Source organism: Aromatoleum toluvorans (assembly GCF_012910905.1).
GTDB classification, from domain to species: domain Bacteria; phylum Pseudomonadota; class Gammaproteobacteria; order Burkholderiales; family Rhodocyclaceae; genus Aromatoleum; species Aromatoleum toluvorans.
In genome coordinates this window covers 1-12,851 of the sequence record NZ_WTVN01000061.1, presented here as the reverse complement: position 1 = coordinate 12,851, position 12,851 = coordinate 1, and the positions used below count along the sequence as shown (strand labels likewise).

Genomic DNA, 12,851 nt, shown 5'->3' with positions numbered 1-12,851 from the left:
CCCGCAACGAACGCGCCGACCTCCCCCCGGAGCGACGCGACGCCCCGAAGGAGAACAACGCGCTCGAGCCCTGAACCATCCCTCTCCGTCGGCTCGGCAGGCTTGGTGCGCGGCGCGCAACCGGATAGAATTGCGCGCCGCTCTCCGTAGTTCAATGGATAGAACGAGCGCCTCCTAAGCGCTAGATACAGGTTCGATTCCTGTCGGGGGGACCATTCCACATGGTTCACCGGGTGGCAAGCAATAGCAAAAACCCGCACGGCTCAAGGCTTTGCGGGTTTTTTGTTGTGTCATGCGGCGGCGAGGAGAGCCACCCCACCCCGTCACTTTTGACAGTACACGCTACGCATACCGAAATCCCGTGACGGTACACCGCAGAAGCGGAAGCCGTGAGGGATGGCGCGTCAGATGGCGGCTAGAAAGCAAAAACGCGCCGAAAGGCGCGTCTTTACTGTATGGCTGGCGGAGAGTGAGGGATTCGAACCCTCGATACGAGTTTTAGCCCGTATGCTCCCTTAGCAGGGGAGTGCCTTCGACCTCTCGGCCAACTCTCCAACCTTCGAGCCCGGCATCATAGCGATCCCGGGACTGCAGGTCAAACTTAATTATGCAGCGACGTCGAGGCCGAAAGCCTTGTGCAGCACGCGCACGGCCAGCTCCAGGTACTTCTCCTCGATCGCGACCGAGATCTTGATTTCGGATGTCGAAATCATCTGGATGTTGATGCCCTCTTCGGCCAGCGTGCGGAACATCTGCGAGGCGACGCCGGCGTGCGAGCGCATGCCCACGCCGACGATGGACACCTTGGCCATGGTCCGGTCGGTGACGATCGAGCGCGCGCCGATATGCTCCTTGACAGCTTCGAGCACGGCCACGGCCTTGTCGAGTTCGCCGCGCGCGACGGTGAACGAGAAATCGGTCGTGCCGTCCTTGCTCACGTTCTGGATGATCATGTCGACTTCGATGTTGGCATCGGCGACCGGCCCGAGGATCTGGTAGGCGATACCCGGCTTGTCGGGCACGCCGAGCACCGTGAGCTTGGCTTCGTCGCGGTTGAAGGCGATACCGGAGATGACGGGTTGTTCCATGTTCTGATCTTCCTCAACAGTGATGAGCGTGCCCTCGCCTTCCTCCTGGAAGCTGGACAGGACGCGCAACTTGACCTTGTACTTGCCGGCGAATTCCACCGAGCGGATCTGCAGCACCTTGGAGCCGAGACTGGCGAGCTCGAGCATCTCCTCGAAGGTGATGGTGTCGAGCTTGCGCGCTTCGGGCACGACACGCGGGTCGGTCGTGTAGACGCCGTCGACGTCGGTGTAGATCTGGCACTCGTCGGCCTTCAGCGCGGCAGCGAGCGCAACGCCGGTGGTATCCGAACCGCCGCGGCCGAGCGTGGTGATGGCGCCGTGCTCGTCCACACCCTGGAAGCCGGCGACGACGACGATGTTGCCTTCATCGAGATCCTTCTTGATCGGGGCCTCGTCGATGTTGAGGATGCGCGCCTTGGTATGCGCGCTGTCGGTGAGGATGCGCACCTGGCCGCCGGTGTAGCTTTTCGCCTTGACGCCGATGTCGTGCAGCGCCATGCACAGCAGGCCGATCGTGACCTGCTCTCCGGTGGACACGACGACGTCCAGTTCGCGCGGATCGGGCGTGGCTGCAACTTCCTTGGCGAGCGCGATCAGGCGGTTCGTTTCCCCGCTGATCGCCGACACCACGACCACCACCTGGTGGCCCTGAGCCTGGAACTTCGCGACCTTTCTGGCGACGTTCTTGATGCGCTCCGGATTGCCAACGGAAGTGCCGCCGTACTTCTGAACTATCAGTGCCATCGTCGTATCCAAGTAACTGTGGATAAAACACGTGATTCTAGCGAAAGCCCGTTCACTTTGCAGGCCGACGTCGTCCACACCCCAAAACCCAGTTTGGGCACTTATGGATTACGGTTAGCCCTAGGACTTTTGATTTTGCCGTTGTATTTGCCCGGAATAGTAATCTATACTTTAGGTACCATATGACTTAAGTCGTATGATCGCGTTAGCGCGCAGCTAATCCTCATAGCACAATTGACTGCACAACAGAGGCCCAAGAGATGAAAAGCACTGAAACCATTGATGTTCGTGAGATCCGCCGCAAGCTCGGCCTGAACCAGTCGCAATTCTGGTCGAAGATCGGCGTCACCCAAAGTGGGGGTTCGCGCTACGAGAGCGGCCGCAACATCCCCCGCCCCGTGCAGGCGCTGCTGCGCCTCGTTCACATCGAGCAGATCGACATCAACAAGGTAAAGAAGGAAGACGTCGAAGTGGCCGAGTTCCTGAAGTCTTCGAACCCGGAACTGTTCAAGACGCTGAAGAAGGAAGCCCGTGCGAAGCGCAAGGAACGCACGTCGCGCTAACCCGGGCGGGGTATCACATGGCCATCAGGGGCTGACGCGAACCGTCAGCCCCGTTTTTCTTATGCGCTCGCCGATCGCTTCGAGCTCGGCTTCGCCGAGTGGCGACAGCCGCGGCGCCTCGGGCTGCATCGAGGGGCGCGCGATCCCGTAGAGCAGCACCCCGGCGAGGCGTTCCACGCCGGCCTTTTCCAGCACCGCCAGATAGGCAGCGATATCCGCGTCCGACGGCGCCTGCCCGTCCCAGCGGAACATGCAGGTCTGCACCCAGGTCGTGCAGCGCTCGGCGCTTGCCTGCAGACGGCGCACGACCGCGTCGGGGTCGGGACCGACGCCGTTGATGCGGCGCATCGCGGCCCGCGTGCCGGCGTCCACCTTGAACCACACTTCCCCGCCCGCTTCGCCGAGCCGGCGCACGCCTTCGCGCACCACCGCCTGCCCCATCAGGCTGCCGTTGGTGATGAGGCGCAGCGGCACCTCTTCGCCGAATCCGAACTGCGCGCGCAGGCGCACCGCGATCTCGACCGCGTCGGCGAATTCGGCGGCGCTGGTCGGTTCGCCGTTGCCGGAAAAGGCGATGTCGCGCACCTGGCGCAGGCCCTCGGGGACATGCCGTTCGAGGTAGTCGCCATGCACGAGCGCATCGAGGAAATCCGCGAGCTCGGCCTCGAGCTGCGCGAGATCGATGCGCGGCGCGCTGCCGCGCACGAGGTCGGGGACCTGGCAGTAGACGCAATGCCAGTTGCAGGCGTTGTTGGGATTCAGGTTGATGCCGACTGAAACACCGCCGGCGCGGCGCGAGAGCACCGGGTAGACGTAGGTGAGCCCCGCGAGGTCGCGGTCGTGGTTGCGGGTGGTGAGTTGCCGGTCGCTGGAGGCCATGGGTGCAGATGCCGCGGATCGCGGTCGAAGTCAGCAAGGGGTCGCCCGGAATGGGCGTTCGGGGTCGGGTGCTATAATCCGCGCCCTGCACTCCCGAGGTCAATCATGCGCATCACCCGCCGCCTGGAATTCGACGCAGGACACCGGATTCCGGACCATGCCAGCCAATGCCGCCACCTGCACGGCCATCGCTACGCGATCGAGATCACGCTGTCGGGCGCGATCATCGAGGCCGCCGGACAGCCGGTCAATGGCATGGTGATGGACTTCGGCGAGGTGAAGACGATCGCGAAGGCGCATATCGTCGACGTCTGGGATCATGCCTTCCTGGTCTTCCGCGGCGATACACAGGTCATGCAGTTCCTCGCGGCGATGCCGGGCCACAAGACGGTCGTGCTCGATTGCGTGCCGACGGCGGAGAACCTCGCGCGCGAGGCCTTCCGCATCCTCGATCCGCGCTATCACGACAGCTACGGCAATCATCTGCGCCTCGAGCGCGTGCGCCTGTACGAGACGCCCAACTGCTGGGCCGACGCCGTGCGCGGCGACGCCGGCCTGTGAGTCGCCGTCTCGCCTGATCAGCCCCCCGCCGCGGCGGCGACCGCCTGCGTCAGCGCGGCTTCGTCGTGGACCACGCGCACTTCCCGCTGCGGGAAGGGGATCGCGATGCCTTCGGCACGGAAGCGCTTCCACACCTCCAGGTTGATGTGCGAGATCACCCCCAGCGAGCCTTCCTGCGGGTCGGCGATCCAGATCAGCAGGCGCAGGTCGATGCCGCTCTCGCCGAAGGCGACGAGGAAGGCCTTGGGCGCCGGATCGGCGATGACGCGCTCGTGCGTGCGGGCGGCCTCGACGAGGATAGCCATCGCACGTTCGAGATCGGTGTCGTAACCCACCTGGATGTTGATCGGCACGACGATGCGCGTGTCGCTGTAGGTTTCGTTCTGCACGACCGAGCCGATGAGGGTCTCGTTCGGCACCAGCGATTCGACGCCGCTCCCTGCGCGCAGGACGGTGTAGCGGGTGTTGATCTGCGTGACAATGCCGCGCTCGGTGCCGACCGAGATCAGGTTGCCGATGCGTAGCGAACGGTCGAGCAGGATGATGAAGCCCGACACGTAGTTCGCCGCGATCTTCTGCAAGCCGAAGCCCAGGCCGACGCCCAGCGCCCCGCCGAAGACCGACAGCGTCGTGAGGTCGATGCCGACCATGGGCAGCGCGACGAGCACGGCGACGACGATCAGCACCGCCTTGGCGACCCGCATCAGGACGAGCCGCATGCTGTCGTCCAGCCCTGGCGCAGCGCTCAGGCGCCGTTCCAGCACCCCCGCCACCCACAGCGCGATGAGCAGCGTGACGACCACCATGCCGGCGCCCTGCAGGAGCGTCCAGAGCGAGAGCTTCTGGCTGCCTACCCTGAAGGACACGCTTTCCAGCGCGTCGATCACTTCCGGGAGCCAGCCCAGGATGTGCAGTGCGACCACCGCCCACACGACGGAAGCGAAGATGCGTTCGAAACTGCCCAGCCAGTTCGAACGGCCCATGCCCTGCCGCACTGTGAACACCACGATGCGGATCAGCGCGAACGAGGTCAGCAGCGGCACCGCGAGGTTGAGGAGATTCACGCTCTGGTACCTGCCGAGCACCGCGCGCGCGGCGAACACGAAGATCAGGGCGAGCAGCGGGAAGAGCACGCGGCGCAGGCCGCTGCGGCCGAAGCGCTGGGCGGCGGTTTCGGTTTCGCCGCGGCGCCTGACGCGCTCGAGCATCGCGCGCCCGATCAGCCAGGCAAGCGCGAGGCAGCCGGCGAGCGCGGCGAGTTGCCAGAGGATCGAGGGGCTCTGCAGGTCGCTCCATGTATCCGTGAGCATGGCAGCGAAACGAAGTTCTTCTTTCACGTTCCGGGTTTCCAGGGCAGACGGGTGATTGCGGTGGCGTCCGCGCGGTGGCGGCGCCAGTTGTCGAGGTAGATCTGCGTCAGCGTGCAGTTGTCGCGCAGCACGAGGAGGTTTTCGGCGTTGCGCTTGACGGCCGACGCGGTGAAATTGAAGGAGCCGGTGGCCAGCGCGCACGCGGGGCCTGCCGCGTCGGCGATCATGACCTTGTTGTGGGCGGCGGCGTAGCGCGTTTCGAGCGCCACCGGGATGCCGGCCTGCAGGAGCTCGGGCAGGACGTTGCCCTTGCCGCGCTTGTTCATCTTCGCGTCGGCGAGCACCTCGACGCGCACGCCGCGGCGATGCGCCTCGATCAGCGCGCGGGCGATCGGCTTGCTCGTGAAGGCATAGGCCTGCACGTGCAGCGTGCTGCGGGCGTGGTCGATAACGTCGATCAGGAGTTCCTCCGGGCGGTCGGCCGGCGAGAACGCCACTTCGACCGACCCGCGCGCGGGTAGGCGCTGGCTCGCGGCGGCAGGGGCCGCAACGCCCGCCAGCACGGCCGCCGCGACGAGCGCGAGCAGCCGAGCCAGTCCGTCACGCGGCGTCATTCACCCGCTCCAGCACGGCCGCGAAGAAGCCGTCGGTGTCATGCACGCGCGGTGACAGGCGCAGGCGCTCGCCGGTATCGAGCGCGATGCCCTGCTTGCCGAGCACCTCGGCGGCGCTCACCTGGCGGAACTCGGGGTGTGCGGCGAGGAAGGCATCGACGATGGCGTCGTTCTCCTCGGCGAGCAGGCTGCAGGTCGCATACACGAGGCGGCCGCCCGGCTTGACGAGGCGCGCGGCCGAGTCGAGGATCGCGCCCTGCTTCGCGACCATCTCGGCGACTGACTCGGGGGTCTGGCGCCACTTGAGGTCCGGGTTGCGGCGCAGCGTGCCGAGGCCGCTGCACGGCGCATCGACCAGCACGCGGTCGGCCTTGCCGGCGAGGCGCTTGACCTTGGCGTCGCGCTCGTGGGCGATCAGCACCGGGTGCACGTTCGACAGCCCCGCGCGCGCGAAGCGCGGCTTGAGCTTGGCGAGGCGCTTTTCGGACACGTCGAAGGCGTACAGGCGCCCGGTCGAGCGCATCAGCGCTCCCAGCTGCAGCGTCTTGCCGCCGGCGCCGGCGCAGAAGTCGACGACCAGTTCGCCGCGCTTGGGCTGCACGAGAAAGCCCAGCAGCTGGCTGCCTTCGTCCTGCACTTCGAAGGAGCCGTCGAGGAACAGCGGGTGCTTCTGCAGCGCGGGCTTGCCGGCGAGGCGGATGCCTTGCGGCGAGTACGGGCAGGGGACGGCCTCGATGCCGTTCACCTTGAACGCGTCGAGGACCTTGTCGCGGTCGCTCTTCAGCACGTTGACGCGCAGGTCGAGCGGCGCCGGGCGGTTGAGGCTGTGCGCGAGTTCGAGCAGCGCGGCCTCGTCCTGCGTCGCGAGCAGGCGTTCGGCGAGCCAGTCGGGCATGTCGGCACGTTCGCCGAGCGAGCCTTCGTCGAGCTCCCTGGCCTTGATTTCGGTGATCCAGTCACGCTCGGTGGCCGACGCGAGCCCTTCGAAGTGGCGCATCGGCCAGCCTTCGCCGCGTGCGAGCCATGCGAGCAGCAGCGCGCGCGGACGGGCGTCGTCACCGACGAGGCGGCGCAGCCAGCGCAGGCGCCGGACGATGCCGTACACGGCCTCGGCGATGAAGCCGCGGTCGCGGTGGCCGATCTCGCGGTTCTCGCGGAAGTGCCGCGACAGCACGACGTCGGCCGGATGTTCGAAGGTGAGGACCGCGCCGAGGACCTGGGCTGCGTGGATCAGCAGGCCGCGCGAGGCGGCCTCTTCGTGTCTTGCCATGTTTGTTCTTCAGTTTCCGATGGTTGGATGGGCGAAGGCATTGTCCTGCGCCCGCAGTTCGATCATGTCGTCTTCGGCGCCGTGGCCCGCGCCGGTTCCGGCCACGGCCGCATCGCCGGCGGCCGGGCCCGGTGGGGACAGGCGCAGTTCGATGGCCTGCTGGTCGAGGACTTCGCCCTTGTCGTCGACGATACGGATGCGCACCGGCAGCATGCCGTAGTTGCGCGCGAGCCAGATGTCGATGGTGAGGCTGCCGTTGCGCGCTTCGGCACGCACGCGCAGCGTGTCGAGCAAGCCGATCGGCAGCGCCTGCTTCTCGGGCCCCATGACTTCGACCGTCGAGGGCGTCGCCTCGCGTCCGGTGATCACGTTGAGCTCGTTCGAGCCGCTGACCGCGCCGACGATGCCGATCTGGTGCCACAGGCTCAGCACGTCCTGGTCGCCCGGCCGCAGCTCCGCGACACGCTCCTTTTCGCCGCGCGTCATCGTCACCTGCCGCGTCCCCCAGTCGAAGCGGGCGTTCGTCGGCGTCTTGCGCGTCTGCTCGACGCTGAAGCGCTCCGGCTGCAGGCCGCCCGCCCCCACGCTGCCTTCGCTGCGCTGTACATACTGGAAGCGGCGAAAGATGCCGACGACACCGGTCGTGCGCACCGCGACGGACATGCTGTAGCGCTTGTCGTCGTGCGACCACTCGTGCTGCGCCTCACCGACGGCAAACCCGCCCTCGCCCATATGCACGCTGAAGCGGATGCTGCCGCGCTCGGGCCAGCCGGCGATGCTGAAGCCCTTGAGGTCGCCGGCGGCGACCTGCTGCGGCGCCGCCTGGGCGACGGGCGCAGCCTCGGCGGCCACAGGCGGCTCGACCGCGGGCGGTGCCGCGGCCACGGCCGGCGACGCGAGCGCGACCTCGCCGCCCTCGCCTGCCGGGGCCGTCAGCGGGAGCGCGGCCGGCGCCGGCGCTTCGGGGGCGGGCTTGGGCTTCGCCGGTTTGGGCCGCGGCTTCGGCTGCTCCGGCACGACCGGCGGCGGAGGCGCGGGCATCACGACAGGCGCCAGGTCCGTCACCGGCTGCGGCTCGGGAATCACGAGCGTCGCATGCAGGACCGGCGGCTCCGTGGCGACGTGCGCCGACCAGCCCGGCAGGCTCAGCACGAGCGCGTGCGCGAGCACCGAGGCGGTCGCGGCGAGCGTCAGGATTGCCGGCTGTCGCACGCTCCGTCCCCGAGGCCGCGATCCAGCGAAGGGATCGTCCACCCGGCCTCATCGACCGCTTCTTCACGCACGCGCACTTGGCCCTGCGCGGTGATCGTCAGCCGGTCCTCGACGAACCAGCGCACGGCCTGCGGGTAGATGCGGTGCTCCAGCCTGAGCACGCGCGCCGACAGGCTGGCTTCGTCATCGCCGGGCAGCACCGGCACGACGGCCTGGATCACGACCGGCCCGCAATCGAGCTCCGGCGTCACGAAATGCACCGTCGCGCCATGCACCCGCACGCCCGCCTCGATCGCACGCCGGTGCGTGTGCAGGCCGGGGAAGGATGGCAGCAGCGAGGGGTGGATGTTCAGGAGACGCCCCTCGTAGCGGCGCACAAAACCGTCCGTCAGCACGCGCATGAAGCCCGCCAGCACGACGAGGTCGGCGCCGTGTGCGTCGATCGTCTCGGCAAGCGCGGCGTCGAAGGCTTCGCGCGCGGCGAAGGCCTTGTGGTCGACGACGGCGGTCCGGATGCCGTGCGCCGCGGCGAATTCGAGCCCCTTGGCGTCGGCACGGTTGCTGATCACCGCGGCGATGCGCGCGCCGGGGATGGCCGCGTTCACGATGGCTTCCATGTTGCTGCCACGACCGGAAATGAGGATGACGATGGACTTCATGCGGGCTTCTTGGTGTTCGGTTCGGACGCACAGCGGCGCGTCGGGGGAATGGGACAGGAGCCGGCCGGACTTGTTCCGCAGCCGGACGCAGGCCCGCATGCGGCGGGCGGATTTCCGCCAATGATACCGGAAGGGCGCCCTCCCCCCGAAATGTGCCGGCCGCGGCACGGCGACCGGGGCCGTCGGACTCCGTATAATTGCCCCTCGCTCCCCCTCGCACTCGCTTCATGCCCTCGATCCACCTGCTCTCCGACCTCCTCATCAACCAGATCGCCGCCGGCGAGGTCGTCGAACGCCCCGCATCGGTGCTCAAGGAGGTGCTGGAGAACGCCGTCGACGCGGGCTCGCGCGCGATCGACGTGCAGCTCGAACAGGGCGGCGTGCGGCGCATCCGCGTCGCCGACGACGGCTGCGGCATCGCCCGGGACGAGCTCGCACTGGCGCTCGAACGCCACGCGACAAGCAAGATCGCGAATCTCGACGACCTCGAACGCGTCGGCACGATGGGCTTCCGCGGCGAAGCGCTGGCGGCGATCGCGGCGGTCGCACGCACCACGCTGACGAGCCGCGCCGAAGGCAGCGCGCACGCGTGGCGCATCGACGGCACGGAGCGCAGCGTCGCGCCCGCGGCGCTCGGCGCGGGCACCGTCGTCGATGTCGCAGACCTCTATTACAACACCCCGGCGCGGCGCAAGTTCCTGAAGTCGGAAGGCACCGAATACGCGCACTGCGACGAGATGTTCCGCCGCGTCGCGCTGGCACGCCCCGACATCGGCCTGCAGTTCGCACACAACGGCCGCGTCGTGCACCGCCTGCCCGTGACGGACCAGGCCCGGCGCGTCGCGGCGCTGATGGGCGACGATTTCCTCGCGCAGGCACGCGCGCTCGATGCCGACGCCGGGCCGCTGCGCCTGTCCGGCTTCGCGTCGCTGCCGGCGTATTCGCGCGCGAGCCGCGATGCGCAGTACTTCTTCGTCAATGGCCGCTTCGTGCGCGACAAGCTGCTCACGCACGCGGTGCGCCAGGCCTACGCGGACATCCTGCACGGCGCGCGGCATCCGGCCTACGTGCTGTTCCTCGAGCTCGATCCGGCGGGGGTGGATGTGAACGTGCATCCCGCCAAGATCGAGGTGCGCTTCCGCGAATCGCGCGCGATCCATCAGTTCGTGTTCCATGCGCTGTCGCGCACGCTCGCCGAATCGGGCGCGAACCTCGCGGCGCGCGACGAGCCGGCGGTAGCCGCGACCGCCGGCGAGCCAGCAGGCGCCGACGCACCGGCACAGGGCGAGCGCCCGCGCCCCTTCGGCGGCTACGGCAACGCGCCGCCGGTACAGGGGCGCCTGGCGATGGAATCGGCGAGCCGCAGCTACTTCGATTTCGTCGGCACCGCGCGCGCCCCCGATGCGGCCACAATGTCGGCGCCGACACCGACGGCGACTGCACCGGCACAGGAGTTCCGCCCGACCGTCTTCGCCCCCACCGCCGGCCGGCCGGCAACGACGGTCGCGCCCGCGCTGCCGCAGCATGCCGACGACTCCGCCCCGCTCGGCTATGCACTGGGCCAGCTGCACGGCATCTACATCCTGGCGCAGAACGCAAAGGGCCTCGTGCTCGTCGACATGCACGCCGCGCACGAGCGCATCCTGTACGAGAAGCTGAAGACGGTGCTCGACGGCACGCCCTCGGTGCAGCGCCTGCTGATCCCGGCGGTGTTCTCGGTGAGCGCGAAGGACATGGCCGCCGCCGAGGAATGCGCCGAAGTGCTCGCCGGCATGGGCTTCGAGGTTGCACCGGCCGGACCGCAGGAACTCGCGGTGCGCAGCGTGCCGGCGCTCCTCGCGAGCGCGCCGGTCGCGGAGCTGATGCGCAAGCTCCTCGAAGAACTGCGCGAATACCCGGCCTCGGAAGTCGTCACCGCACGCCGCAACGAGCTGCTCGCGACGATGGCCTGCCACGGCGCGGTGCGCGCGCATCGCAGCCTGACGCTGCCCGAGATGAACGCGCTATTGCGCGACATGGAAGCGACCGAGCGCGCCGACCAGTGCAACCACGGCCGCCCGACCTGGACGCAGCTGACGATGGGCGAGCTCGACCGCTTCTTCATGCGCGGCCAGTAGACGGTCACGGGCGCCGCCGCATCCAGGATCTATAAAGATACAGGAGCGAGCAAACGCCGCTCGCAGGGCACTCCCGAGGGGGAAATGCGCATGCGCAAGTTCTTGATCGTGTTGTGGCTGCTGTTGGCCGCGGTCACGCCGGCAACGGCCTCCGTGCAGGTATTCATCGGCATCAACCTGCCGGTGTATCCGCAGCTCGTGCGGGTGCCCGGCTACCCGGTGTATTACGCGCCACGGGTGGCCGGGAATTTCTTCTTCTATGACGGCCTGTACTGGGTGTTCTACGACGACGACTGGTACGTGAGCTCCTGGTACAACGGCCCGTGGACGCTCGTCGCACCACTCGCCGTGCCCGTGTTCATCCTGCGCATTCCGGTGCGCTACTACCGCGACCCACCGATCTATTTCCGCACCTGGCGCCGCGAGGCGCCGCCGCGCTGGCGCGAGCACTGGGGCGACGACTGGGCGGAACACCGCCGCGGCTGGGACCACTGGGACCGCCGCGCCGTGCCGCCGCCAGCGCCGTTGCCGATTTACCAGCGGAGATACTCGGGCGACCGCTATCCGCGCGACATCCGCGAACAGCGCGACCTGAGCGGCCAGCATTACCGCTACCGGCCGCGCGAAACCGCAGCCCGCGAGCTCCTGCCCCCGCCGGCGCCCCCGAGCGTGCGCGGACCGGATCGGGATGAACGCGAAGCCGCACGCCGCGAGCGCCCTCCTCGCACGATGGAGCAGGATCGCCAGCGTTTCGGCCCCGACGCGGAATCGCGACAGGGCAGCCCGATTCATCGGCGGGCGGAACCCATGCAGATGGAACCGCGCCAGAGGGAAGCCCGACAGATGGACCCGCGCCAGATGGAAGCCGGGCGCGACCACCGGATGCGCGAAAGGGAGATGCGTGATCGCCCGACGGGCGGCCCGCGCATGGACGAGCGCGCCCCACAGGACCGGGGCGGCAGCACGCAGCCGCGGGGACGCAAACAGCCGCCGCAGGAAGAAGAGCGCGGCAGGCACGGCGGGAACGAGCGGCAGATGGAGCGATAGCGCGCGGCGCCCCTCCCGTCACGCCAGGCCATCGCCCTCCAACGCGTCGAAACCGACATACTGCGCCGTGAAGCGCGCCTTGCCGGTGTGCAGGAAGCGCTCGAAATCCCATTCCCCGTCCACGAGCCGCGCCGCGTACTCTGGTCGGAAGACATAGGTCCACGCCGTCTCCAGCCGCCCGTCCTGCAGCCGCACGACGACCTGCCGGCGTGCGTACTCCTCGCCCTCGAAACGGTCCAGCCGCGGCCACGCCGACGCCGGCAGATCCAGATACAACACCCCCGATACGCACGCCCCCACCGCCGGCACCATCCCCGGATACGCCTGCCCGAGCACCGGCTGCCGCCGATACCCGTCCAGCGACGCCGCGACGAAGCGGCAGCGCGCGCCGCTCACCGCGGACATGATGTCCTCGCACATCAGCGAACCGTAGGTAAAGCAATGCTGCATGGCCCGGCGCCCTCGACGACCGCAAAGCCTCATTCTAGCGAGCAGAGCGGCCGCGACCAGGCCGGCAGCCCGTATCATGCTCGCATCACGATGATATCCGGCCTCCCCATGCGCATAGACGGCACGCTCGGCAAATGGAACGACGACCGCGGCTTCGGCTTCATTACCCCGAAGGACGGCGGCCCGGAAGTCTTCGCCCACATCTCCGCCTTCCCCCGCGACGGCCGCCGCCCGCAAGTCGGGGAGGTTCTGTCCTTCGAGATCGGACTCGACAAGGAAGGGAAGAAACGCGCGATCAACATCGCCCGCCCGGGCGCCCCCCGATCAGTGCCGCCTC

Annotated in this window: 13 protein-coding genes and 2 tRNA genes; 6 read left to right on the top strand and 9 right to left on the bottom strand. The window is 68.2% G+C overall.

Annotation, left to right across the window (positions count from 1 at the left end; genetic code table 11):
* Nucleotides 1-140 precede the first annotated feature (140 nt).
* A tRNA-Arg gene (locus GPA22_RS21720) sits at nucleotides 141-215 on the top strand.
* Nucleotides 216-460: 245 nt separating this feature from the next.
* Here GPA22_RS21720 and GPA22_RS21715 read toward each other — a convergent pair.
* Together GPA22_RS21715 and GPA22_RS21710 are read right to left on the bottom strand one after the other, a co-directional pair.
* Nucleotides 461-554 (bottom strand) — tRNA-Ser (locus tag GPA22_RS21715).
* A 51-nt stretch (nucleotides 555-605) separates the two neighbouring features.
* Entirely contained in the window at nucleotides 606-1,832 is a 1,227-nt protein-coding gene (locus GPA22_RS21710; protein ID WP_169258159.1) for an aspartate kinase, read from the bottom strand.
* 260 nt (nucleotides 1,833-2,092) lie between these two features.
* Between GPA22_RS21710 and GPA22_RS21705 the strand changes: the two genes are divergently transcribed.
* Nucleotides 2,093-2,395 carry a helix-turn-helix domain-containing protein gene (locus tag GPA22_RS21705; protein ID WP_121429774.1) on the top strand — a complete coding sequence of 101 codons (303 nt, stop codon included), beginning with the start codon at nucleotides 2,093-2,095 and terminating at the stop codon, nucleotides 2,393-2,395.
* A gap of 24 nt (nucleotides 2,396-2,419) precedes the next feature.
* On the opposite strand, the gene GPA22_RS21700 is transcribed toward GPA22_RS21705, so the two are convergent.
* Nucleotides 2,420-3,274, bottom strand: a complete 855-nt coding sequence (locus tag GPA22_RS21700) for a radical SAM protein (RefSeq protein ID WP_169258158.1) — start codon at nucleotides 3,272-3,274, stop codon at nucleotides 2,420-2,422.
* A gap of 105 nt (nucleotides 3,275-3,379) precedes the next feature.
* Here GPA22_RS21700 and queD point away from each other — a divergent pair, with 105 nt between their 5' ends.
* Nucleotides 3,380-3,835 (top strand): 6-carboxytetrahydropterin synthase QueD, encoded by a 456-nt coding sequence (gene queD, locus GPA22_RS21695; protein WP_169258157.1) that lies wholly within the window; start codon nucleotides 3,380-3,382, stop codon nucleotides 3,833-3,835.
* Nucleotides 3,836-3,852: 17 nt separating this feature from the next.
* On the opposite strand, the gene GPA22_RS21690 is transcribed toward queD, so the two are convergent.
* From GPA22_RS21690 to purN, 5 genes are read right to left on the bottom strand one after another with little or no spacing between them, the layout of a single operon-like run.
* The gene (locus GPA22_RS21690) at nucleotides 3,853-5,172 is read right to left on the bottom strand and encodes a mechanosensitive ion channel family protein (RefSeq protein WP_343036116.1); all 1,320 of its coding nucleotides are present in this window, start codon (nucleotides 5,170-5,172) and stop codon (nucleotides 3,853-3,855) included.
* Nucleotides 5,169-5,759, bottom strand: coding sequence for a phospholipase D family nuclease (locus GPA22_RS21685; RefSeq protein ID WP_169258156.1), 591 nt, complete (start codon nucleotides 5,757-5,759; stop codon nucleotides 5,169-5,171). The genes GPA22_RS21690 and GPA22_RS21685 overlap by 4 nt, the downstream gene beginning before the upstream one ends.
* Nucleotides 5,746-7,029 carry an RsmB/NOP family class I SAM-dependent RNA methyltransferase gene (locus tag GPA22_RS21680; RefSeq protein WP_169258155.1) on the bottom strand — a complete coding sequence of 428 codons (1,284 nt, stop codon included), beginning with the start codon at nucleotides 7,027-7,029 and terminating at the stop codon, nucleotides 5,746-5,748. Before GPA22_RS21680 ends, GPA22_RS21685 begins: the two co-directional genes overlap by 14 nt.
* A gap of 9 nt (nucleotides 7,030-7,038) precedes the next feature.
* Complete coding sequence (locus GPA22_RS21675; protein WP_169258154.1) at nucleotides 7,039-8,241, bottom strand: DUF3108 domain-containing protein; 1,203 nt, start codon at nucleotides 8,239-8,241, stop codon at nucleotides 7,039-7,041.
* Nucleotides 8,220-8,900 (bottom strand): phosphoribosylglycinamide formyltransferase, encoded by a 681-nt coding sequence (gene purN / locus GPA22_RS21670; protein WP_169258153.1) that lies wholly within the window; start codon nucleotides 8,898-8,900, stop codon nucleotides 8,220-8,222. The genes GPA22_RS21675 and purN overlap by 22 nt, the downstream gene beginning before the upstream one ends.
* Nucleotides 8,901-9,127: 227 nt before the next feature.
* Here purN and mutL point away from each other — a divergent pair, with 227 nt between their 5' ends.
* Together mutL and GPA22_RS21660 are read left to right on the top strand one after the other, a co-directional pair.
* Nucleotides 9,128-11,017: a DNA mismatch repair endonuclease MutL gene (gene mutL / locus GPA22_RS21665; RefSeq protein ID WP_169258152.1), complete on the top strand. Its 1,890-nt coding sequence runs from the start codon at nucleotides 9,128-9,130 to the stop codon at nucleotides 11,015-11,017.
* A 90-nt stretch (nucleotides 11,018-11,107) separates the two neighbouring features.
* Nucleotides 11,108-12,064: a hypothetical protein gene (locus GPA22_RS21660; RefSeq protein ID WP_169258151.1), complete on the top strand. Its 957-nt coding sequence runs from the start codon at nucleotides 11,108-11,110 to the stop codon at nucleotides 12,062-12,064.
* Between the two features lie 18 nt (nucleotides 12,065-12,082).
* On the opposite strand, the gene GPA22_RS21655 is transcribed toward GPA22_RS21660, so the two are convergent.
* Nucleotides 12,083-12,514, bottom strand: coding sequence for a gamma-glutamylcyclotransferase family protein (locus GPA22_RS21655; RefSeq protein WP_169258150.1), 432 nt, complete (start codon nucleotides 12,512-12,514; stop codon nucleotides 12,083-12,085).
* Here GPA22_RS21655 and GPA22_RS21650 point away from each other — a divergent pair.
* Nucleotides 12,506-12,851 (top strand): cold-shock protein (locus GPA22_RS21650; RefSeq protein WP_246264619.1); only part of this gene is annotated, 346 nt, incomplete at its 3' end. The two genes, GPA22_RS21655 and GPA22_RS21650, sit on opposite strands and share 9 nt — an antisense overlap.

Excerpts from the sequence above, each read along its gene's own strand:
- queD (WP_169258157.1), top strand. The coding sequence starts at position 3,380 with ATGCGCATCACCCGCCGCCTGGAATTCGACGCAGGACACCGGATTCCG.
- GPA22_RS21710 (WP_169258159.1), bottom strand. The coding sequence starts at position 1,832 with ATGGCACTGATAGTTCAGAAGTACGGCGGCACTTCCGTTGGCAATCCG.
- GPA22_RS21655 (WP_169258150.1), bottom strand. The coding sequence starts at position 12,514 with ATGCAGCATTGCTTTACCTACGGTTCGCTGATGTGCGAGGACATCATG.
- GPA22_RS21700 (WP_169258158.1), bottom strand. The coding sequence starts at position 3,274 with ATGGCCTCCAGCGACCGGCAACTCACCACCCGCAACCACGACCGCGAC.
- GPA22_RS21660 (WP_169258151.1), top strand. The coding sequence starts at position 11,108 with ATGCGCAAGTTCTTGATCGTGTTGTGGCTGCTGTTGGCCGCGGTCACG.
- purN (WP_169258153.1), bottom strand. The coding sequence starts at position 8,900 with ATGAAGTCCATCGTCATCCTCATTTCCGGTCGTGGCAGCAACATGGAA.
- GPA22_RS21680 (WP_169258155.1), bottom strand. The coding sequence starts at position 7,029 with ATGGCAAGACACGAAGAGGCCGCCTCGCGCGGCCTGCTGATCCACGCA.
- mutL (WP_169258152.1), top strand. The coding sequence starts at position 9,128 with ATGCCCTCGATCCACCTGCTCTCCGACCTCCTCATCAACCAGATCGCC.
- GPA22_RS21685 (WP_169258156.1), bottom strand. The coding sequence starts at position 5,759 with ATGACGCCGCGTGACGGACTGGCTCGGCTGCTCGCGCTCGTCGCGGCG.
- GPA22_RS21705 (WP_121429774.1), top strand. The coding sequence starts at position 2,093 with ATGAAAAGCACTGAAACCATTGATGTTCGTGAGATCCGCCGCAAGCTC.